The organism is Pseudomonas sp. LBUM1661 (assembly GCF_059695925.1).
The window spans coordinates 2,195,008-2,214,282 of sequence record NZ_CP166794.1; the positions used below are offsets into that span (position 1 = coordinate 2,195,008).

At 57.5% G+C, this 19,275-nt stretch carries 20 protein-coding genes and 1 pseudogene; 11 read left to right on the plus strand and 10 right to left on the minus strand.

Going from position 1 to position 19,275, the window contains the following annotated elements; all coding sequences use genetic code 11:
* Positions 1 to 146 precede the first annotated feature (146 nt).
* Positions 147 to 980: an undecaprenyl-diphosphate phosphatase gene (locus tag ACA057_RS10100; RefSeq protein WP_497347948.1), complete on the plus strand. Its 834-nt coding sequence runs from the start codon at positions 147 to 149 to the stop codon at positions 978 to 980.
* A 54-nt stretch (positions 981 to 1,034) separates the two neighbouring features.
* On the opposite strand, the gene dusA is transcribed toward ACA057_RS10100, so the two are convergent.
* The 3 genes from dusA to ACA057_RS10115 form a co-directional block, all read right to left on the minus strand.
* Positions 1,035 to 2,030: a tRNA dihydrouridine(20/20a) synthase DusA gene (gene dusA / locus ACA057_RS10105; RefSeq protein WP_497347950.1), complete on the minus strand. Its 996-nt coding sequence runs from the start codon at positions 2,028 to 2,030 to the stop codon at positions 1,035 to 1,037.
* Between the two features lie 313 nt (positions 2,031 to 2,343).
* Positions 2,344 to 2,763, minus strand: a complete 420-nt coding sequence (locus ACA057_RS10110) for a type II toxin-antitoxin system YafO family toxin (protein WP_497347952.1) — start codon at positions 2,761 to 2,763, stop codon at positions 2,344 to 2,346.
* Positions 2,764 to 2,769: 6 nt separating this feature from the next.
* A complete protein-coding gene (locus ACA057_RS10115) occupies positions 2,770 to 2,916 on the minus strand; it encodes a hypothetical protein (protein WP_497347954.1) in 147 nt (48 codons plus the stop codon).
* 425 nt (positions 2,917 to 3,341) lie between these two features.
* Between ACA057_RS10115 and ACA057_RS10120 the strand changes: the two genes are divergently transcribed.
* A complete protein-coding gene (locus ACA057_RS10120; protein ID WP_497347956.1) occupies positions 3,342 to 3,548 on the plus strand; it encodes a hypothetical protein in 207 nt (68 codons plus the stop codon).
* An 86-nt stretch (positions 3,549 to 3,634) separates the two neighbouring features.
* Here ACA057_RS10120 and ACA057_RS10125 read toward each other — a convergent pair whose 3' ends face one another.
* Together ACA057_RS10125 and ACA057_RS10130 are read right to left on the minus strand one after the other, a co-directional pair.
* Positions 3,635 to 4,426, minus strand: coding sequence for a transporter substrate-binding domain-containing protein (locus ACA057_RS10125; protein ID WP_497347958.1), 792 nt, complete (start codon positions 4,424 to 4,426; stop codon positions 3,635 to 3,637).
* 108 nt (positions 4,427 to 4,534) lie between these two features.
* Positions 4,535 to 5,233, minus strand: a complete 699-nt coding sequence (locus tag ACA057_RS10130) for a murein L,D-transpeptidase catalytic domain family protein (RefSeq protein WP_401353540.1) — start codon at positions 5,231 to 5,233, stop codon at positions 4,535 to 4,537.
* A gap of 81 nt (positions 5,234 to 5,314) precedes the next feature.
* Here ACA057_RS10130 and ACA057_RS10135 point away from each other — a divergent pair, with 81 nt between their 5' ends.
* The 3 genes from ACA057_RS10135 (at position 5,315) to ACA057_RS10145 (ending at position 8,594) form a co-directional block, all read left to right on the plus strand.
* The gene (locus ACA057_RS10135; RefSeq protein ID WP_497347960.1) at positions 5,315 to 7,066 is read left to right on the plus strand and encodes a L,D-transpeptidase family protein; all 1,752 of its coding nucleotides are present in this window, start codon (positions 5,315 to 5,317) and stop codon (positions 7,064 to 7,066) included.
* A gap of 189 nt (positions 7,067 to 7,255) precedes the next feature.
* Positions 7,256 to 8,047, plus strand: coding sequence for a WaaZ-like lipopolysaccharide core biosynthesis protein (locus tag ACA057_RS10140; RefSeq protein ID WP_497347962.1), 792 nt, complete (start codon positions 7,256 to 7,258; stop codon positions 8,045 to 8,047).
* Positions 8,048 to 8,198: 151 nt separating this feature from the next.
* A complete protein-coding gene (locus tag ACA057_RS10145; protein WP_497347964.1) occupies positions 8,199 to 8,594 on the plus strand; it encodes a hypothetical protein in 396 nt (131 codons plus the stop codon).
* Positions 8,595 to 8,645: 51 nt separating this feature from the next.
* Here the strand turns inward: ACA057_RS10145 and ACA057_RS10150 are convergent, their stop codons facing one another.
* Positions 8,646 to 9,488 carry a LysR substrate-binding domain-containing protein gene (locus tag ACA057_RS10150; RefSeq protein ID WP_497347966.1) on the minus strand — a complete coding sequence of 281 codons (843 nt, stop codon included), beginning with the start codon at positions 9,486 to 9,488 and terminating at the stop codon, positions 8,646 to 8,648.
* A 108-nt stretch (positions 9,489 to 9,596) separates the two neighbouring features.
* On the opposite strand from ACA057_RS10150, the gene ACA057_RS10155 reads away from it, so the two are divergent.
* The 3 genes and pseudogenes from ACA057_RS10155 to ACA057_RS10165 all read left to right on the plus strand — a co-directional run bounded on the left by ACA057_RS10155 (position 9,597) and on the right by ACA057_RS10165 (position 12,892).
* On the plus strand, positions 9,597 to 10,301 hold the full coding sequence (locus ACA057_RS10155) for a haloacid dehalogenase type II (protein ID WP_497347968.1): 705 nt from the start codon (positions 9,597 to 9,599) through the stop codon (positions 10,299 to 10,301).
* Between the two features lie 17 nt (positions 10,302 to 10,318).
* A pseudogene (locus ACA057_RS10160) lies at positions 10,319 to 11,085 on the plus strand (aldolase).
* 235 nt (positions 11,086 to 11,320) lie between these two features.
* Positions 11,321 to 12,892: a sensor domain-containing diguanylate cyclase gene (locus tag ACA057_RS10165; protein WP_497347970.1), complete on the plus strand. Its 1,572-nt coding sequence runs from the start codon at positions 11,321 to 11,323 to the stop codon at positions 12,890 to 12,892.
* 64 nt (positions 12,893 to 12,956) lie between these two features.
* On the opposite strand, the gene ACA057_RS10170 is transcribed toward ACA057_RS10165, so the two are convergent.
* The gene (locus ACA057_RS10170) at positions 12,957 to 13,307 is read right to left on the minus strand and encodes a hypothetical protein (RefSeq protein ID WP_497347972.1); all 351 of its coding nucleotides are present in this window, start codon (positions 13,305 to 13,307) and stop codon (positions 12,957 to 12,959) included.
* A gap of 357 nt (positions 13,308 to 13,664) precedes the next feature.
* Here ACA057_RS10170 and ACA057_RS10175 point away from each other — a divergent pair, with 357 nt between their 5' ends.
* Both ACA057_RS10175 and ACA057_RS10180 read left to right on the plus strand, forming a co-directional pair.
* Complete coding sequence (locus tag ACA057_RS10175; RefSeq protein ID WP_497347974.1) at positions 13,665 to 14,459, plus strand: exodeoxyribonuclease III; 795 nt, start codon at positions 13,665 to 13,667, stop codon at positions 14,457 to 14,459.
* A gap of 112 nt (positions 14,460 to 14,571) precedes the next feature.
* On the plus strand, positions 14,572 to 15,399 hold the full coding sequence (locus ACA057_RS10180; protein ID WP_497347976.1) for an arylamine N-acetyltransferase family protein: 828 nt from the start codon (positions 14,572 to 14,574) through the stop codon (positions 15,397 to 15,399).
* Between the two features lie 65 nt (positions 15,400 to 15,464).
* On the opposite strand, the gene ACA057_RS10185 is transcribed toward ACA057_RS10180, so the two are convergent.
* Together ACA057_RS10185 and ACA057_RS10190 are read right to left on the minus strand one after the other, a co-directional pair.
* Positions 15,465 to 15,794, minus strand: coding sequence for a BrnA antitoxin family protein (locus tag ACA057_RS10185; protein WP_497347978.1), 330 nt, complete (start codon positions 15,792 to 15,794; stop codon positions 15,465 to 15,467).
* 3 nt (positions 15,795 to 15,797) lie between these two features.
* Positions 15,798 to 16,079 (minus strand): BrnT family toxin, encoded by a 282-nt coding sequence (locus ACA057_RS10190; protein ID WP_497347980.1) that lies wholly within the window; start codon positions 16,077 to 16,079, stop codon positions 15,798 to 15,800.
* Between the two features lie 255 nt (positions 16,080 to 16,334).
* On the opposite strand from ACA057_RS10190, the gene ACA057_RS10195 reads away from it, so the two are divergent.
* On the plus strand, positions 16,335 to 17,852 hold the full coding sequence (locus ACA057_RS10195) for a nucleobase:cation symporter-2 family protein (RefSeq protein WP_497347982.1): 1,518 nt from the start codon (positions 16,335 to 16,337) through the stop codon (positions 17,850 to 17,852).
* Positions 17,853 to 17,896: 44 nt separating this feature from the next.
* Here ACA057_RS10195 and ACA057_RS10200 read toward each other — a convergent pair whose 3' ends face one another.
* Positions 17,897 to 19,207, minus strand: coding sequence for an MFS transporter (locus ACA057_RS10200; RefSeq protein WP_497347984.1), 1,311 nt, complete (start codon positions 19,205 to 19,207; stop codon positions 17,897 to 17,899).
* Between the last annotated feature and the right edge of the window lie 68 nt (positions 19,208 to 19,275).

Consider the following 19,275-nt stretch of genomic DNA (forward strand, 5'->3'; position numbering starts at 1 on the left):
TGTTATATAACGTTCGCCTGGGTAGTGTCGGTCATGGACATTTCATAACGGGGAGTTTTATTAAGTGGCCTAATGCGCTTTAATTTCTTGTTGGCATTGCGCTAGAGCGAAGCCGACGTATTTGTATTTATCGGTGAGGGGGATTAATGGATCTTTGGACGACCATAACAGTGTTGATTTTGGGAATGGTTGAAGGTCTGACGGAGTTTTTACCCATATCAAGTACAGGACACCAGATTATTGTCGCGGACTTGCTTGGCTTCGGCGGTGAGCGAGCCATGGCCTTTAACATCATTATTCAATTGGGCGCAATCCTGGCGGTGGTCTGGGAGTTCCGGCGCAAGATCCTCGAGATCGTTACCGGCTTACCGACCCAGCGCAATGCGCAACGTTTTACCTTGAATCTATTCATCGGTTTTCTTCCAGCGGTGGTCTTGGGGGTGTTGTTTGCCGATAAAATCCATGAGTATCTGTTTAATCCGATCACTGTAGCGGTGGCATTGGTGGTGGGTGGCATCATCATGTTGTGGGCAGAGAAGCGGGAGCATGTGGTGTGCGTTGATCACGTTGACGATATGCGCTGGACCGACGCCCTTAAAGTCGGTTTCGCACAATGCCTGGCAATGATTCCGGGTACTTCGCGCTCGGGATCGACGATTATCGGCGGGTTGCTGTTTGGACTGTCGCGTAAGGCTGCCACGGAGTTTTCGTTCTTTCTGGCGATGCCGACCATGGTCGGTGCCGCGGTGTATTCGGGCTATAAGTATCGGGATCTATTCCAGGCCGGCGACCTGCCAGTGTTCGCACTGGGTTTCGTAACGGCGTTCTTTTTCGCCATGATCGCCGTGCGCGGTTTGCTCAAGTTCATCGCCAGCCACAGTTACGCCGTGTTCGCCTGGTATCGGATCGGCTTCGGCTTGTTGATATTGGCAACGTGGGTATTTGGTTGGGTTAACTGGACCGAGGCTGCAGCGCTCTGACACATGCACCAGGCTGCGGGACAAGCAGCCTGGTCTCAGAGGAGCGGTTAACCGTTAACGACCCTCAAGCAACTCGGCCGCTTGATCGAGTAGCGCCAAAGGCTCTTTAGCCTTGTGAATATCCACTGACAACAACTGCCGAAACTTGCGTGCCCCCGGAAACCCGGTGCCCAATCCAAGTACATGCCGGGTGATGTGGTGCATCGAGCCACCCGCAGCAATATGCGCCGCTATATAAGGACGCAACTGCGCCAACGCCTCGGCTCGGCTGATCACCGGCGCCGAACTGCCGAATAGCTGCTGATCTACTTCGGCCATTACATAAGGGTTGTGATACGCCTCACGGCCGAGCATCACGCCGTCAAACGTCTGCAAATGCTCGTGACAGGCCTCAAGCGTCTTGATCCCGCCATTCAGAATAATCTCCAGCTCGGGGAAATCCGTCTTCAGCTGCGCTGCAACGTCATAGCGTAGAGGCGGAATGTCCCGGTTCTCCTTCGGCGACAATCCTTCCAGAATCGCGATCCGCGCATGCACCGTAAAACTCGTGCACCCGGCATCCCGCACCGTGCCAACGAAATCGCACAACGCCTCGTAACTGTCCCGACCATTGATCCCGATCCGGTGCTTCACCGTCACAGGAATCGACACGGCATCGCGCATCGCCTTTACACAATCGGCCACCAATTGCGGATGCCCCATCAGGCACGCGCCGATCATATTGTTCTGCACCCTATCACTCGGGCAGCCGACATTCAGATTCACTTCATCGTAGCCGTGCTCCTGAGCCATGCGTGCGCAGGCGGCCAGGTCCAGCGGCACACTGCCGCCGAGTTGAAGGGCGAGCGGGTGTTCGGCTTCGTTGTGACGCAGGAAACGGTCGTGATCGCCGTTGAGAAGCGCGCCAGTGGTGACCATTTCGGTGTAGAGCAGGGCGTTTTTCGACAGTAGGCGTAGGAAAAAACGGCAATGTCTATCAGTCCAATCCATCATCGGGGCGACGGAGAAGCGGCGGGAGAGCGGGGCGGGTGTGGCGGTGATTGGGGGCATTGGCAGTTCTGAGATGGGTGAGGCGAAAGACGGGAGTTTATCAGGAATGAACCCGTTGGGTTGAGGCCAGTCCTGCGGCTGTCATCTTCAGACTGCCATGGCAATGTACTGATGGAATTGGGCGAGACGGTTATGAGTCGAATTAATAGCAAAACAACAGGTCTGACGTGGGAGTCTGACCTATACGTTTCTGGAAAGTATGAATGCCCAAGGCAGTCGAATACGGTTAGCACATCGAGCGCATCGTCTGAGAATGCGAGGTCTGCTGAGCTGTTGACTCAGCTTTCGTTTCCGCCGGTTTCTTGTAGGTCGTTCACAAGTCATCCAGATCAGGAAAGTTGATCTTGCCAACAATCCATGGCTCGACGATATCGCTATGCATCGTACGCAAAAATGAGCCCCACTCTTTGCGGTTGTGAGCGTCTGGTCCTGTAACCGTTAGCAGCAAGTACTCATCTCGAAAGTTGTCGTAGGCATAAATGAGCCAAAAGTCATTCTCGGGATCATCGATAGGTGCGGTGCGATAATACTGACGACTGATTTTTGTCCAGCGAATTTGGGTAGCTTCAGTACTTGCGAGATGGATGTGATGCATTTCGCTCAAGTCGAGTTTCTCATCTCTACCAAAAATGGCTGGCAGATCTCCGAACAACTTGTAGTTGTAGAACTGTGCGGCAAAAGTTTCCCAGTGTTTTATTTTTTGAAAAACTGCAGCGATTTTGACTGCCGGCATCCAGGCCTACTTTGTAATCGGAAGCTTGCCAGTGATCACAAACGTATCGAATACTTTTTGCCCATCACGCGCGGCTTCCCGAACATCCAGAAACGTCACTTCCTTATGGACGACCCTTCTGCGGGGTTTGTCGGTTTTTTTAGTGGTGGCCATCGGAGCCTCCGAAGGGTGTGTATTCATGCTGATCAGCTTATGTGATTGATGGTGTCCGGGCAAACCGCATTGGTTGTACACGGGACTTTTTTACGACCAGATTCCATTAGGCGAAGGGTGCCTGTAGAGAGGTGGCCTGTATGACGTCAGGACGGGTCAGCATCCCGCGTCGGAGCTGGATGGACTATAAGCCTCGGGACAAAAGCGTACCAACGGACAGGTTGACGGACAGTTCCTAGTGTCGTGTAGGACGTTGCTCTTTTGGCAGTTTTTCTGGGGAATAGCCTTTTTTCGCTTCAAGAAACCGCCATACCTGAACCCATGCTGTCGATCAGCAAGGTTTCATAACGTTTGCCAGTCCTGCGGCGTACGATCACAGCACTTAAGGTCGTCTCACCACGCTCCCGCCCCCAGGAATCTGAAAAATGATCTCGAACCTCATCAAAGTCGCGCTGATTGCCGGTGCTGTGCTGTTGAGCGCCTGTTCGGGCATGAGCACCAGCACTTGCTATTCAGAAGACTGCCAATCGTTTGATGGCCGCACTTCTAACAACGCTAATAAGCTGAACGTTGGCGGGAGTGCGATCGGTAACAGTTTTAGTGAGTACAGTTCGGGCTTGTTGTACGATTGATGTGCGATGTAACGGCGGAATTTTGTCCGCCGTTGTGCGCACAGCCGCCTCGGCTTGGGCGAGTCCATCCAATTACATAGGGATCGTTAATTAGCCTCGGGCGTTGCTATCCACTGACCCAGAACTTTTTGGTAATTGCCCGTCACTTTGGCCAAGTGCAGCCACTGATCCACGTACAACTTCCAGGTGATGTCGTCTCGGGGCAGCAGGTAAGCCTTTTCGCCGTACTGCATGTACTGAGTCGGATTGACCGCGCACAAACCCGGTTTGAGTTTCTGCTGGTAGAGCGCTTCCGACGCATCGGTAATCATCACGTCAGCCTTCTTGTCCAGCAGCTCCTGAAAGATGGTCACGTTGTCATGCAGCTGCAATTGCGCCTTGGGAAGAAAGGCGTGAACAAACGCTTCGTTAGTTCCACCGGCCGGTTCAACCAGGCGAATCGAAGGCTGGTTGATCTGTTCGACGGTCTGGTACAGCGCCTGATCCTCACAGCGCACCAGCGGGATCTTGCCGTCGACATCCAGCGTGGTGCTGAAGAAGGCCTTTTTCTGACGCTCCAGCGTGACCGAGATCCCGCCCATGCCGATGTCACATTTACCCGCCAGCAAGTCGGGCATCAGGGTTTTCCAAGACGTCTGCACCCACTCAACCTTGACGCCCAGGCTGTCGGCCAGCGAGCGGGCCATGGCAATGTCGATCCCCGAATATTCGCCGTCCTCGGCTTTGGAGGTATAGGGTTTGTAGTCGCCGGTCGTACAAACGCGCAGTTGGCCTTGTTGTATGACGGTGTCGAGATGCGAAGGTCCGTCCTGGGCCTGAACGCCAAACGATAGAGCGAGCAGGCCACCGAGCAGCATCGTGCTGTTTATGTTTTTCATTATTGTTGTCGGGCTTTTGTGATGGATGTGTAGCGGGGGATGTTAGACGCAGGCGCGGGCACTGGGAAGTAAGAGGAGGGCGACCCGAGACGGGGCGCCTTTTTTAAATCAGCTTTTGTTCGATCCAGCGTCAGCCACGGTGGCCCCGCCACAATTAACAAACGAAGAAGACTTCAACCAACGTTGATCCGGATAGTACGAAAACAACAATTGCCCATCTTTCATCGAGTCGATCAACTTATGGGCGATCGCAGGGCGTACAGCCGGGCAACCCAGGCTTCTGCCGATCCGGCCGTTCGCCCGTGCCAGCACCGGGCTGACATACGGCGCGCCGTGAATAACGATGGCGCGCTCGAAGGCGTTGTCGTTGAAACCCGGCTCCAGTCCTTCCATGCGCAAGGAGTAGCCATTCTGCCCGACATAGCTTGACTGGGTCCGGTACAAACCGAGGCTGGTGGCAAAACTTTCGTTTTGATTGGAGAACTTGACCGCCATGTTCTCGCCACTGTTGCGACCGTGGGCGACCAGTTCGTGGAACAACAACTTGCGTTTTTTCAGGTCGAATACCCAGAGGCGTTGTTCGGTCGAAGGCAACGAATAATCGATCACTGCTAGTCTTTGAGCAGGGGTTGCGCCTTGAGTCCTTGTGCATTGGAAGGCGCGGACGGCCAGGGCGATGACCTTGGCGTTGGCATCGGGAGCTGCTTTGACCAGCGCGGCTTCCAGCGAATCAGCGTAGGCTGCCGGTACTGAAACACAGGTCAGTAGCAGGGCCGTGATCAAAAAGCGAAAGCGGACTGGCGCCATACGTAAGTCTCACATTAATGTTTCGAGTCTAGCAGTGGGGCAGGATGCTAGCCGTTGAATGCGGGGGATTAAGGATTATTCATGGGGCAATTCACAAGGTTATTCGTCATAAGCCACGTCTTTTTTATGGGCTTTCTGATCAGCGGTGCAGCGATTGCAGAAACTTCGCCGATTGAGGCGGTATCTCCGGTTATTCGCGTAGCGGGTGCTACAGCCGACGATATCGTCGGCCAAGAAATTCAGGCAACGCTTGCGCCATTGAGAACAGCGTTTCCACCGCTGCTCACTTCTGCGCGCCACCAACGGGTCGATCCGAACCGCGTGGTCATGGATTTCTATATGCATCGCGGTTATCGCGCGGCGTGGGAGAACGACAGCGATGTCATTCAGTTATTGAAAAGCCTGAGCGACACCCAGACCGATGGCCTGGACCCTGCGGATTTCCATATAGATCAGTTGGCGGCGACCAGGGCTTCGATGCAGGCCACGACACCCACCGCGGCGCAACGGGCAAACTTCGATATTGCGGCAACCCGGACGTTCATCACGGCGCTGCTTCAATTACGGCGTGGCAAGGTTGACCCTTCGCGGCTGGACATCCATTGGAACTTCGACCCCGTCGGCATGGATCCGCGTGCAGACATGAACACCTTCTTCGCCGCCCTCGATGCACACGACGTCGCGCGGGCATTCGCTCAAGCGCCGCCACAAGAGGCGGTCTATGGCAGCCTGCGCCAGGGCCTGGCGCAACTGCGCAGGGTTCGGGACATGGGCGGCTGGCCGAAAATTGCCGAAGGCGAGTCGCTCAAACCAGGCATGGACAGCGCCGCGGTGGCGCAATTGCGGGCCCGTTTGACAGTGGGCGGTTACCTTGCCCCGCAAGCGAAGCGACGCACGGACTACGATGCCACCGTCACCGCCGCGGTGAAGAAATATCAAGCCGAGCAATACCTGGGCGCCGATGGCGTGGCAGGGGCGACGACGCTGGCTGCGTTGAACGTGCCGGTCGAGGCGCGCATCGATCAGGTCAGGGTGAACATGGAACGCGCCCGTTGGTTGTTGTACAAACTTCAGGGCACGTTCGTCATTGTCGACATCGCCGGCTACAAAGTGGCGCTGTATCGCGACGGTAAAGCGATCTGGCGATCTCGGGTGCAGGTCGGTAAACCGTTTCGCAGTACGCCGGTGTTTCAGTCCGAGATTACTTACGTGACGTTTAACCCGACCTGGACCGTCCCGCCGACAATTCTCGTCAAAGACATGTTGCCGAAGATTCAAAGCAATCCCGGCTACCTGGCGGCCAACCGTATTCGAGTGATCGATCGAGAAGGCAACGTGCTCGACCCGTCGACCGTGGATTGGAGCAATGCGCGGGGCCTCACCTTGCGGCAGGATGCCGGACCTGACAACTCGCTGGGCCAGGTGGTGATTCGGTTCCCAAATGAATACGCGATTTATCTGCACGACACACCGCATCGCGAGTTGTTCGCCAAGTCAGTCCGCGCCACGAGCTCCGGCTGCATCCGGGTGGAGAATCCGCTGCAGTTGGTCGAGTTGTTGTTCAACGATCCTGTGCGCTGGAACAGTGCAGGAATTCAGGCGCAGTTGGCCAACGGCAAGACTGAAAACATCAGGCTCCCGGTCAAAGTACCGGTGCTGTTGGCTTACTGGACGGTGGACCTGAGCAACGATGGTCGAGTGGTGTTCAAGCCCGACGTGTATGGGTACGACTCGGCGGTACTGCGAGGGTTGAACCTGCCTTCGGAGTTGCCTGTTCTGGATGTGCGGCGGTCAGAATTCCCCGCTGTGGCCACCGGGAAAAACCAGCAGTAGCCAAAGGGAAGTAACGGTACGAAACGTGCAGCACATCCTTGGCTCGAGGGTGCAAACGCTCTGTATCAACCTTTGCGCTTCGTCGCAGATTTTGTGGCCGAGGAAGTTAAGCGGTTGGCTCACCCGTTGAAAACTATCACAATGTGAAAAGTTTGTTGGATCTGCACAATGGGATAGGGAATTCAAAAGATGGATGTTGCGCAAAAACACTCGCCGCTCACCAAAGGTCCGCTTCATGTGCGGGACCTCGATGAGTGCCGCAACATTCGAAAGGGGCCGGTATTCATCATTGCCTCGGGGGCGTCCGCTAAAGATTTTCCGCTGGAGAAATTTGCAGACATTCCGATGATCACCATGAACGGGGCCATCTCAATGTTCTTGGGAACGGGGGTCAAGCCATTCTTTTATGCCTGTACCGATCAAGGTTTTTCCCGTGAGCAACCGAAACTGTTTTCAGAAGCCATGCGCATCAGTGAGCGGGTCGCACTATCGGCGGGTCATATCTGGCATACGCCCGTTGCGCCCCAGGGCGAGTTGTTTTTTCTGAGCCGGGCACCCAGGTTCTCCTGGAGTGAGATGGTGTTCAGGAGCGAGAAAGAACTCGTGAGTAGTCGCAAACTCAGAAATGGCCGCAACAGAACACTCGGTTTCAGCAAGAACCTCAAACGCGGTTTTTTCGATTCCCGCACCGTAGCCTATCTGGCGCTGCAGATTGCCTATCACGTGGGGTTCACTAAAGTGTTCCTGGTGGGCGTCGACTTGAATCAGTCAGTGAGCCGCTTCTACGAAGAACCCGGTCAATATGTTTCGCCCTGTCTGCTCGATGAGCATTTCTTTACCAGAATCTTGCCGTCGTTCGAGATCTTGTCGAAGTATGTCGTGAATGAAGATTTTCAGGTTTACAACTTGTCCGGTTCCTCACGGATTCCCGGTGAACTCATTCCCCGGGCAACATTTGCCGATGTCGACAACTTGATCTGAAGAACGCCTGGTAATCATCTCGCTCCTACAATAGGGCCGCGATTGGCAAGTGATCGTCAACCGTTCGGCACTTGCGTCGGACCCTACATCAGCGTCGCCTAAGCTTTGATTTATCCGGACATTCTTCCGGTTCTAACAAGGAAGGTGTGGCATGAATTCATTAACGTTCGGCGCGTCGCTCCTGATGGTCTTTTTGGCAGGCTGTGTCACCAACAACAACTATGAACCGCCACCGGTGCCGGCATCCGCGGTGACGCTTGACGATGGACAAATTAACGGCACGTTGGTGGGCAAGAAGTTCTATGGCACTACCCGAGAAGGCAGTCATCCGTACTCGATCAGTTTTTTACCCAACGGAATCGATGTGTTCGAGATGACGCCTAACGCGCCAGAGAAAGAACGATGGACCCTGGAAAATGGTGTCGTTTGCATCATACCCAACAGGTACCCCGCCGAATGCAGCCAGGTGAAGGTCGCCAATAACGAGTATTGGTTCGTCGATCCTAAAAACGGGAGAGTTAACGCACATTTAAAACTCACACCTTAAGCGTGATGTTCGAATGGGAATGGGCGTTCGTTGCGCGCCCATTCTTTGTGCTCAAGCCTCGCTCAACTCCTCGCGCAAAAACTCCACCAGCGCCCGTTGCAATCCGGTCAGCGCCCCCTCCCGGCTGATCAACGCCAGTTCCGTCGGCGGCAATTCGGGCAGGTCGGTACACACACTGTGCTCGGGCAGCACCGCCGAAGCGGGCAGTACCGACACACCCAAACCGGACGCCACCGCTGCCTGAATGCCCGTCAGGCTATGGCTGCCGAATGCAACCCGCCATGGCCGCTGTGCCACGTCCAGCAGGCGAATCGCTCGCTGGCGGTAAATGCACCCTTGCGGAAAGAGCGCCAATGGCAGCACCCCATTGGCCGAGTCGACACCGGCCCCTTTGACCCACACCAGCGCTTCCGGCCAGGCTGCCCAGCACGGACCGCTGTCGGGCTCGCGCTTGACCAAGGCAATGTCGATGGCGCCCGTTGCGAGTTGCTGCTTAAGGTCGGTGCTCATGCCGCTGACGGTTTCCAGGCGAGCCTCTGGCCTGGCTCGATTGAACCCAGCGAGGATCACCGCCATGCGGCGGGCGTCGAAATCTTCCGGCACGCCGATGCGCAAAATTTCCAGGTCGAGGTCGCTTGCGAGGGCTTCCACCGCCTCCGAAGACAGTGCGAGCAAGCGTCGGGCATAGTGAATCAGCAGTTCGCCATGCTCGGTGACGCTGATGTTCTGCCCGGTTCGATCACGCAATAGCAAAGGATTGCCGACCAGTTCTTCGAGCTTGCGCACCTGTTGGCTGACGGTCGATTGGGTTCGGTGCACACGCTCGGCCGCGCGGGTGAAGCTGCCTTCATCGACCACGCAGACGAAGGTCTTGAGCAATTCGAGGTCGAGCATGGCGCTTTCCTTGATATTTGTTTTGCAACTGACGAGTCGATATTAATTTAATTTCACACTATCACTAACGGCTCGTAATCTGAAGACCACCCTTCAGAGGATACGAACATGACACTCAAAAACACGCCGCGCCCCGAATGGCTGACCTTCGATTGCTACGGCACGCTGATTCAGTGGGATGAAGGTTTGAAGGCTGTGGCTGGCGAGATTTTGCGCGACAAGGGCGGTCATTCCGTCGATGTCGAGCGCCTGATCGAGGTGTACGACCGCCATGAACATCGCCTGGAGCAGATCCCGCCGCATCGCTCGTTTCGCCAATTGAGCACCCTCGGTTTGCATCTGGCCCTGGAGGAGTTGGGGCTGGCCAGCGCTCCCGAAGACAGTCAGCGCCTGGCCGCGGCAATCCCGCGGATGCCGCCGTTTCCCGAGGTGATCGAGACGCTCGCGCGCCTCAAGGACATGGGGTTCAAATTGTGCATCGTGTCCAACACCGATGACGACATCATCGCCGGCAATGTCGCGCAACTGGGCGGGCATATTGATCGGGTTATCACCGCTCAGCAGGCCGGTGCCTACAAACCGAATCCGCGGTTGTTTGACTACGCTCATGAACAGCTCGGTGTCAGTCGCGAGCAGGTGGTGCATATCTGCGCCAGCCCGACGCTGGACCATGCCGCCGCCCGGGACATGCACTTTCGCTGTGTCTGGATCGACCGCGGCACCGGTCGGAAATTGCTGCCGGATTATCAACCCGACGCGATATTGAACACGCTGGATCAGGTCGTGCCCTTGTTCACATCCCTTGGCTGGTAACACACGGAGGCATCGCTATGGCACACACCCTTGTTGGCAGTACCCGGCCCACGCGTTACGCCGATCTCAATCTGGACTCGGCCGCCGCTGTCACCGCACGCACGGAGTTGGCGGCCTGCTTTCAACTGGCGGCGCGGCATGGTTTGGAGGAGGGCATCTGCAACCACTTCTCCGCGATGGTGCCGGGCCAGGATGATCTGTTTTTTGTGAATCCCTACGGGTATGCGTTCTCGGAGGTGACCGCGCAGAACCTGCTGGTGTGCGATTTCCACGGTAATGTCGTGGATGGCGAGGGGCTGCCGGAAGCGACCGCGTTCTATATTCACGCGCGGCTGCACAAACAATTGCCGAGGGTGAAGGTGGCGTTTCACACGCACATGCCTCACGCCACCGCGTTGTGCCTGCTGCAAGGGCCGCCGCTGTTATGGCTGGGGCAAACGGCCTTGAAGTTTTATGGCCGAACGGCGGTGGACGAGGATTACAACGGCCTGGCCCTCGATGCATCTGAAGGCGACCGGATTGCCAGTGTCATGGGCAATGCCGACATTCTGTTTTTGAAAAATCACGGAGTGATTGTCGCCGGTCCGACCATTGCCGAGGCCTGGGATGATTTGTACTACCTGGAGCGTGCGGCGCAGGTGCAGCTGTTGGCGATGGCGACTCAGCGTGAACTCAAACCGATTCCCCATGAGGTCGCCCAGCGGGCGTACAGCAGATGCGGCTGGGGGATGCTGAAAGTGCGCGGGCGCATTTGCAGAGTGCGATGCGGCGGTTGCCACAATAGTTTGAGATTTTTTGGTGACAGGCGGGCCTCTTCGCGAGCAAGTCGAATCGTCGCACCGCCGCTCCCACAGGTGACCGAGTTCTTCAGGGAAATGCGGTCGAATGTGGGAGCGGGCTTGCTCGCGAAGCGGTATCCCCAATTTTACTCATTTGCCCCCGACCACCCCGTAGACTAAGCTCACAAAAAATAAGGGTTTTGGGCCTTTGCCCTTGCCTTACCCTTACAGGACGAGCTTTTGCCAATCCTCCTTCACGATCCGCACAACGCTTCCGGCGTCGCTTTGAAACGGTTACCCCTGCGCAAGGCAGCGGTGTTGTTTATCGCGCTCGTGTGTCTGTGCCTGTGCGGTTTGCTTTACCTGCAACTGGAGCAATCGCGCCGGCATGATCTGGCAGAGGCGCAAGTGGCGTCGTCGAACCTGACGCGGGCCATGGCGCAGCAGGCCGAAGACACCTTCACCAACGCCGACCTGGTGCTGACCAGTCTGGCGGATTGGGTTCAGGCTGACGGTTTTGGGGCAGACCAGAAGCCACGCTTGCAGAAAACCTTCGCTCGGCGGGTACAGGCGCTGAATCAATTGCACGGGATCTTTCTGTTCGACCAGAAGGGGCAGTGGGTCGTGACCTCATTCGACGAACTGCCACGTGGCCCGGGCGTGTCTGACCGGGAGTATTTCAAGTTCCACCAGCAGAACGTTTCCTCTGTCGCGCACATCGGGCCGGCGATTCGCAGCCGTAAGAATGGCGAGTGGATCATTCCGATTTCCAAACGGGTCAACGACAAAAACGGCCGTTTCCAGGGCATCTTGCTGGCTGGGATCAAGATGTCGTACTTCGATCAATTCTTCAAAAGCTTCAGCCTCGATGACAACGGTTCGATGTTTGTGGCGTTGACTGACGGAACGTTGCTGGCTCGCCGGCCCTTTGTGGAAGCGCAGATCGGCACATCGATGGCCAAGGGCGAGATATTTCAGAAACTCCTGCCCCGCGCGCCTTCTGGCAACGCGATGATCAGCTCCATCGTCGATGGCGTCGTCCGGTTGCATGGCTACCGTCAGCTCGACGCCTATCCGTTGGTGGTATCGGCGGCTTCCTCCAAGGAGGCCATTCTCAAGGATTGGTACGCCACAGCGTTTCAATCCAGCGTCATCGTTGCGCTGGTCGTGCTTGGCGTGGGGGTGTTCGGTTGGGTGTTCATTCATCAGGTGCGCGTCGGCGAGCGGGTCGAGGCGGATTTGCGCCAGGCAAAGGAAGCGCTGAAGCTGATCGCGACCCATGACAGCCTGACCGGCTTGGCCAATCGCCGATTGTTCGAGCAGGCGCTGGACATCGAATTCGGCCGTGGCGCCAGACAGGCGAGTTCGCTGAGCCTGATCATGCTCGATATCGATTACTTCAAGCGCTACAACGACGCTTACGGCCACGTCGCCGGGGATCATTGCCTGGCTGAAGTGGCGCGGGCGGTGAAGGGGTGCTGCCATCGAAAAGCCGATCTGGCGGTGCGTTATGGCGGTGAGGAGTTTGCTGTGTTGTTGCCCGACACCGACCTTCATGGCGCGATGGTGATTGCCGAGCAGATCCGCCGCAGCGTCATGGACAAGAACATCACCCACAGCGGATCGCCGACTGGATACGTGACGGTCAGCCTCGGTTGTTATTCGTTTGTGCCGACGGGGCAGGACAGCATCGAAGTGTTCATCGAGCGTGCGGATGCTGCGTTGTACCAGGCCAAGCATTCCGGGCGAAATCGTTCGGCGGTGTTATCGATGGAGGGCGGCGTCGAAGCACTGATGCGTTCGGATCGATGAGGTGTCTGCGCACTGGACCTGGAAAGCAGCCGACGATCTGACATCATCGGCCGCCTTTACGCGTTCAGCTGCCCGTCCCGCCTCCGGCGCCGCCTGTTCCACCGCCAGCAGCCCCGGTGCCGCCGCCCGCGCCAGAACCGCTGTTACCGGCATTCCCGTCATTGCCGCTGCTGGAAGAACCCGATCCGCTATTGCCGCTGCTGGAAGAACCCGATCCGCTACTGCCACCGCTGGAGCTGTTCCCGCCCGAGGGTTCGGCCGGGGTGTTGTGGTCGGGGGCCGTGGTCGAGCCACTGGTGGCGCCGGATCGGGTGCCGGTCGCATCAGGGCTGTCGCTGGATGCCGCAAAAGTGGCCAGCGACGCGGCGGACAGCAACCCTGCCAACAACAACGAGGTGATTTTGATGTTCATCATGGTACGTCTCCAAAGATGAGTTGTTACCTGATGTTGGTGTGAAGGGCCGGGCGGTTGGTGCCGGTCGGATGACGAGTGGTTGGGGCCGACTGTCCTGGTTTATCCACAAGACCCGGTTGATGCCTTCGCAAGCAAGTCGAATCGTCGCACCGCCGCTCCCACAGGTGACCGAGTTCCTTCAATAAAATGCGGTCGAATGTGGGAGCGGGCTTGCTCGCGAAGAGGCCTGTCCAGCCACCCATTCATCCCGGCGAAATAATAAACGTTCGCTTACACGCTGCACATGAAGCCGCCAACGCAACCACCGAAACGCACAGATGTCACACCTGAATATCTCGTCATCAGGAGCGCCGGCCCATGAAGAATTTGCGAATCGCGACGTTCAACGTCAACGGCCTGCGCGCCCGGTTACCCAACCTGCTGGCGTGGCTGGAGCGAGAAAAACCGGACATCGCCTGTTTGCAGGAACTCAAATCGATCGACAGTGCATTTCCGGCCGCCGAGCTTGAGGCGGCGGGCTACGGCGCGATCTGGCAGGGGCAGACCTCGTGGAACGGGGTGGCCATTTTGGCCCGGGATGCGCAGCCGCTGGAGAGTCGGCGCGGTCTGCCGGGGGATGACAACGACACCCATAGCCGTTACATCGAAGCCGCTGTTCATGGCATTGTGGTCGGCTGCTTGTACCTGCCCAATGGCAACCCACAGCCGGGGCCGAAATTCGATTACAAACTGGCCTGGTTCGAACGGTTGATCACGTATGCACAGACGCTTCAGGGCAGCGAGCATCCAGTCGTGCTGGCCGGGGACTACAACGTGGTGCCCACCGACCTGGACATCTACAACCCGCGCTCCTGGCTCAAGGATGCGTTGCTGCAACCCGAGAGCCGCGAGTGTTATCAACGGCTGCTGACCCAGGGCTGGACGGACTCCTTGCGCCATCTGTATCCGGAAGATCGGCTCTACACTTTCTGGGATTATTTTCGCCAGCACTGGCAGAAAAACTCCGGGTTGCGCATCGATCATCTGTTGCTCAACCCTGTGTTGAGTCCTTATTTGCATGAGGCCGGCGTCGATGCCTGGGTTCGCAACGAGCCGCATGCCAGCGATCACGCGCCGACATGGATCCGGCTTGGCTCGCGAAAGCGGCGTTGAGGTATCCGAAGCGTCCGATTGGCTAAATCAATTATCAGTCAGGCCGCTTTATCCCTTATACATGGCGCCCATTGGCGGAGCGATCCGCGGCCCCATGCACAAGGACCCAGCAATGAGTGAGCCACGCCTGACGAACCGTGCGTTGTACCTGAAACGACTGGGCTTCGATGCACCCCCGGCGCCGACCCTGGAAAACCTGCGCGCACTTCAGTTGCGCCACACCGGTGCGTTCCCGTTCGAAAACCTCACCACGTTATCGGGTGAACCGGTACACATCGACCTGCCGTGCATTGAGCAAAAAGTCCTGCACGATGGGCGCGGCGGTTACTGCTACGAACTCAACAACCTATTCCTCGCATTGCTCCAGGAGCTGGGCTATGACGCTCGCGGCATCTCCGGCCGGGTGGTCATGGGCCAGCCCGAAGGTGCATGGACCGCCCGTACTCACCGCTTGAGCCTGGTCATCCTGGACGGCGTGCGCTACATCACCGACGTCGGCTTCGGCGGCATGGTGCCGACCGCGCCGCTGCTGCTCGACACAGCGACGGAACAGCTCACACCGCACGAACCCTACCGCATCGAACAGCACGAGGATGGCTACACCCTGCGCGCCAAAGTCGCTGACGAATGGAAGGCGATGTACATTTTCGATCTGCAACGCCAGGAAGACATCGATTACGCCGTCGGCAACTGGTACGTCTCGACCTGGCCCGAGTCGTCCTTCACCCGGCAGTTAATGGTGGCGCGCACCGGGGAGGGATGGCGGCGTACGCTGAACAACGGCAGTTTCGCGATTCATCGCATCGGCAGTGAAAGCGAGCGACGGCAGGTGGCGGATGTGGATGAGTTGATCGGATTGCTGCAAAGCGAATTCGGCATTCGAGTTCCGGAGCATGTGCAGTTGAAGCGGATGCTTGAACGGCTGATCGAGCCCGCGTAGGAAGCCATGAGTTGCCACGAAAAAGGGGCTCGATGCGGCCTCGCTCAAACTGCCTGGATTCTTGCCTAGGGCCGGGCATCGGGCTCCATTACGCGATGGATTTCATTGAGCGCCTCTGACAATTTCTTCTCCAGATTTTTCAGCTCGGACGTCGACAGTCCTTTTTTGAGATGCCCGGTACTGGCGGCAGGCTCCCCGGTTTTGCCCTTGCTGCTGAGCAATACCTGACGCAACGTGTTGTTGATCACCGTCTGATAGCCAAACCCTTCGCTCTCGGCCCGAGCCCGGGCAGCTTCAATGACGGCATCATCGAGCATGATGGTGATGCGGGTTTTGCCTTTGGTTGGGGCAACCGCTCCACGCTTGGCATTGCTGAAGTCGTATTCGTCTTTCATCGGTCAACCCTCCAGGTAGTGGCGACGCTCGTTTCGGGTAGCGATGCGCGCGGAAATGATTCGAACGAAATTCGGATCGCGATAGGTGTACGCAACGACCAATAAACGACCTTTGGCATCCAGCCCCATGATGATCCATCGCTGCTCGTCATGATGATCGTCCTGCAATGTCAGGGCTCGTTCGTCATAAAACACCGGCTCAGTCTCAGCGAGGCTCACACCCTGATGCTTTAATTTGTTGGCTGCGTTTTTTGCCTTGTGATACTGAATTTCGAATGGCTTCATTATGCATACTTTATATGTATAAAAAAGAGGGCGTCCGTACCGGTGGTCGCCAGGAACTCAAAGGCTAGTCGCTGCTGGGCAAAGACCGACGGGGGATGTATTGCAAGAATTTTTCTTGAGGGGAAGGCGCGTGTACAGCGGGGCGCGTGGCCATGTGTCCATAATGTGACCGATAAGTTGTATACAACTCTATAGACATTTGTCCTGAGTCTTGCATACAGTGTGCGCATAACAAAAACCAGGGAACCCCCTAACATGAAAACGCCCCATGTTTCACACCAACGGCCTGAGGATGAAAATCTCGGGGTCGGCGCGAATATGGCTTACGGCCTGCAACATGTTCTGACCATGTACGGCGGCATTGTCGCGGTGCCTTTGATCATTGGTCAGGCTGCCGGGTTGTCGCCGGCGGACATCGGTTTGTTGATTGCTGCTTCATTGTTTGCAGGGGGGCTGGCCACGTTGCTGCAAACCCTGGGTTTACCGTTTTTCGGTTGTCAGTTGCCGCTGGTGCAGGGCGTGTCGTTCTCTGGCGTCGCGACTATGGTGGCGATTGTCAGCAGTGGCGGGGAGGGCGGGTTCCAGTCGATTCTGGGGGCGGTGATTGCGGCGTCCCTGATTGGTTTGCTGATCACGCCAGTGTTCTCGCGAATCACCAAGTTCTTCCCGCCGCTGGTCACGGGCATTGTAATCACTACTATCGGCCTGACGCTGATGCCGGTGGCCGCGCGCTGGGCCATGGGCGGCAACAGTCATGCGCCGGACTTCGGCAGTATGGCCAACATCGGTCTGGCAGCGGTGACGCTGGTGCTGGTGTTGCTGCTGAGCAAAATCGGCAGCGCGACCATCTCGCGTTTGTCGATCCTGCTGGCGATGGTCATCGGTACGGTGATCGCGGTGTTCCTCGGCATGGCGGACTTCTCGTCCGTCACCCAAGGCCCGATGTTCGGCTTCCCGACACCGTTCCACTTCGGCATGCCGACCTTCCACTTCGCCGCGATCCTGTCGATGTGCATCGTGGTCATGGTGACCCTGGTGGAAACCTCGGCGGACATCCTGGCGGTCGGTGAAATCATCGACACCAAGGTGGACTCCAAGCGCCTGGGCAACGGCCTGCGTGCCGATATGCTGTCGAGCATGATCGCGCCGATCTTCGGCTCCTTCACCCAAAGTGCCTTCGCCCAGAACGTCGGGCTGGTGGCGGTGACGGGCATCAAGAGTCGTTTCGTGGTGGCCACCGGCGGTTTGTTTCTGGTGATCCTCGGCCTGCTGCCGTTCATGGGCCGGGTCATCGCCGCTGTACCGACCTCGGTGCTCGGCGGCGCCGGTATCGTGCTGTTCGGCACCGTGACGGCCAGCGGTATTCGTACGCTGTCCAAGGTCGACTATCGCAATAACGTCAACCTGATCATCGTCGCCACCTCCATTGGTTTCGGCATGATCCCGATCGCCGCGCCGAACTTCTACGACCACTTCCCAAGCTGGTTCGCGACGATCTTCCACTCGGGCATCAGTTCCTCGGCGATCATGGCCATCGTGCTCAACCTGACCTTCAACCACCTCACCGCCGGTAACTCCGATCAGCAGTCGGTGTTCGCGGCCGGTACTGAGCGGGTGCTGCGTTATCAGGACCTGGCAGCGTTGCGCGAAGGCGATTACTTCAGCGATGGCAAACTGCATGACTGCGACGGCAAGGAAATTCCGGTAGTGGAAGTGGCTCATGCATCGGACGAGCACCACCCCATCCATGCCAAAAGCAGCGAGCATGTCTGACGGTGGTACCCGTTAAGTAAGCCAATAACAAAACCGCCGTCTTTTCAGACGGCGGTTTTTTCTTGACCCTGACGCAAGCGAGTGCTGACCAGCGCCGCAAACACCAGCAAGCCAGCGATCACCAGCAAGCCATTGCGCGTGCTGCCCGTGGCTTGTTCGATCAGGCCCATCACTGACGGGCCGACGAAACCACCGAGCAAACCGCAGGTGGTGACGAACGCCAGGCCACCCGCCAGTGCGGTTCCGCTCAAGCGGCTGGAGGGGAAGACAAAGATGATCGACTGCACGACGAACAGCATCAGCGCCGTCAGTGAAAAGCCGATCAGCCCGATGTATGAATTGGAAAACGAGGCCAGCAGCAGTCCGGCAGACATAGTCAGCAGGCCGAAGAATAGAATTCGTCGGCAGCGCTGCGGTGAAGTGGCCAGGCGCGGAAAAGTCGCAGCACCGATGGCGGCGGCAATCCACGGCACGGACGTCAGCAGGCCGATTTGCAAGGGCGACAATGCGCCGTAGGTGCCGATGATGCCGGGCAGGAAGAAGATCACGGTGTAGATGGTGATCTGGTGCACAAAGTAGACGACGATCGCGAGCCAGATTTGTTTATCGCGCAACATCTGGCTGAGGCGGGTTTGTTGTGGGGCGTCGTCGCTCTCGGCGTTCAAGCGTTCTTCGATGTCCCGGGCGTCAGCCGCCGACAGCCAGGACGCGGAGGAAGGGCCGTCGGGCAGTTTCTTCCACACCACATAGGCCAGCGCCACGGCGGGCAGGCCTTCCAGTACAAACAACCACTGCCAGCCATGCCAGCCGAGCCAGCCATCGAGCTGCAACAGTGCGCCGCCGAGCGGGCCGCTGAGAATATTGGCGACGCAGACACCGAGCAGAAAATACCCGGTGGCGCGGGCGCGTTGCTCGCGGTTGAACCAGTAGGTCAGGTACAGCATGACGCCCGGAAACAGGCCCGCTTCGGCGACGCCCAGCAACAGGCGCATGACGTAGAACGAGGTTTCACCCTGGACGAACGCCATGCCTGTCGAGAGCAGGCCCCAGGTAATCATGATGCGAGTGATCCAGAATCGCGCGCCGACCTTTTGCATGATCAGGTTGCTGGGCACTTCGAACAGCGCGTAGGTCAGGAAAAATAACCCGGCGCCCAGGCCATACGCCGCAGCGGAAAGCCCGAGGTCGATGCCCATGCTGGCTTTGGCCAGGGCAATGTTGGTGCGGTCGAGAAAGCTCATGACATAGACCACGACCAGCAGCGGCATCAATTTGCGTAACAGCAGGTTGGTCAGGCGTTGTTCGTTGCAGGCAGCAGGGGCCTGGGCAACCGCGATGGTGCTTAGGATTGTCATTTTTATAGTCCTGATTGGGGCAGGTGCGCATGTCATGGCGCCCGGTGCAAAGGGGCGCCACTGTGCCG

What these genes read in the sequence shown, in the direction of transcription:
- ACA057_RS10190 (WP_497347980.1), bottom strand. Translation starts at nt 16,079, where the DNA reads ATGAAGCCATTCGAAATTCAGTATCACAAGGCAAAAAACGCAGCCAAC.
- ACA057_RS10175 (WP_497347974.1), top strand. Translation starts at nt 13,665, where the DNA reads ATGAAGAATTTGCGAATCGCGACGTTCAACGTCAACGGCCTGCGCGCC.
- ACA057_RS10155 (WP_497347968.1), top strand. Translation starts at nt 9,597, where the DNA reads ATGACACTCAAAAACACGCCGCGCCCCGAATGGCTGACCTTCGATTGC.
- ACA057_RS10145 (WP_497347964.1), top strand. Translation starts at nt 8,199, where the DNA reads ATGAATTCATTAACGTTCGGCGCGTCGCTCCTGATGGTCTTTTTGGCA.
- ACA057_RS10140 (WP_497347962.1), top strand. Translation starts at nt 7,256, where the DNA reads ATGGATGTTGCGCAAAAACACTCGCCGCTCACCAAAGGTCCGCTTCAT.
- ACA057_RS10170 (WP_497347972.1), bottom strand. Translation starts at nt 13,307, where the DNA reads ATGATGAACATCAAAATCACCTCGTTGTTGTTGGCAGGGTTGCTGTCC.
- ACA057_RS10100 (WP_497347948.1), top strand. Translation starts at nt 147, where the DNA reads ATGGATCTTTGGACGACCATAACAGTGTTGATTTTGGGAATGGTTGAA.
- ACA057_RS10115 (WP_497347954.1), bottom strand. Translation starts at nt 2,916, where the DNA reads ATGGCCACCACTAAAAAAACCGACAAACCCCGCAGAAGGGTCGTCCAT.
- ACA057_RS10180 (WP_497347976.1), top strand. Translation starts at nt 14,572, where the DNA reads ATGAGTGAGCCACGCCTGACGAACCGTGCGTTGTACCTGAAACGACTG.
- ACA057_RS10130 (WP_401353540.1), bottom strand. Translation starts at nt 5,233, where the DNA reads ATGGCGCCAGTCCGCTTTCGCTTTTTGATCACGGCCCTGCTACTGACC.
- ACA057_RS10110 (WP_497347952.1), bottom strand. Translation starts at nt 2,763, where the DNA reads ATGCCGGCAGTCAAAATCGCTGCAGTTTTTCAAAAAATAAAACACTGG.
- ACA057_RS10185 (WP_497347978.1), bottom strand. Translation starts at nt 15,794, where the DNA reads ATGAAAGACGAATACGACTTCAGCAATGCCAAGCGTGGAGCGGTTGCC.
- dusA (WP_497347950.1), bottom strand. Translation starts at nt 2,030, where the DNA reads ATGCCCCCAATCACCGCCACACCCGCCCCGCTCTCCCGCCGCTTCTCC.
- ACA057_RS10195 (WP_497347982.1), top strand. Translation starts at nt 16,335, where the DNA reads ATGAAAACGCCCCATGTTTCACACCAACGGCCTGAGGATGAAAATCTC.
- ACA057_RS10135 (WP_497347960.1), top strand. Translation starts at nt 5,315, where the DNA reads ATGGGGCAATTCACAAGGTTATTCGTCATAAGCCACGTCTTTTTTATG.
- ACA057_RS10200 (WP_497347984.1), bottom strand. Translation starts at nt 19,207, where the DNA reads ATGACAATCCTAAGCACCATCGCGGTTGCCCAGGCCCCTGCTGCCTGC.
- ACA057_RS10150 (WP_497347966.1), bottom strand. Translation starts at nt 9,488, where the DNA reads ATGCTCGACCTCGAATTGCTCAAGACCTTCGTCTGCGTGGTCGATGAA.
- ACA057_RS10120 (WP_497347956.1), top strand. Translation starts at nt 3,342, where the DNA reads ATGATCTCGAACCTCATCAAAGTCGCGCTGATTGCCGGTGCTGTGCTG.
- ACA057_RS10125 (WP_497347958.1), bottom strand. Translation starts at nt 4,426, where the DNA reads ATGAAAAACATAAACAGCACGATGCTGCTCGGTGGCCTGCTCGCTCTA.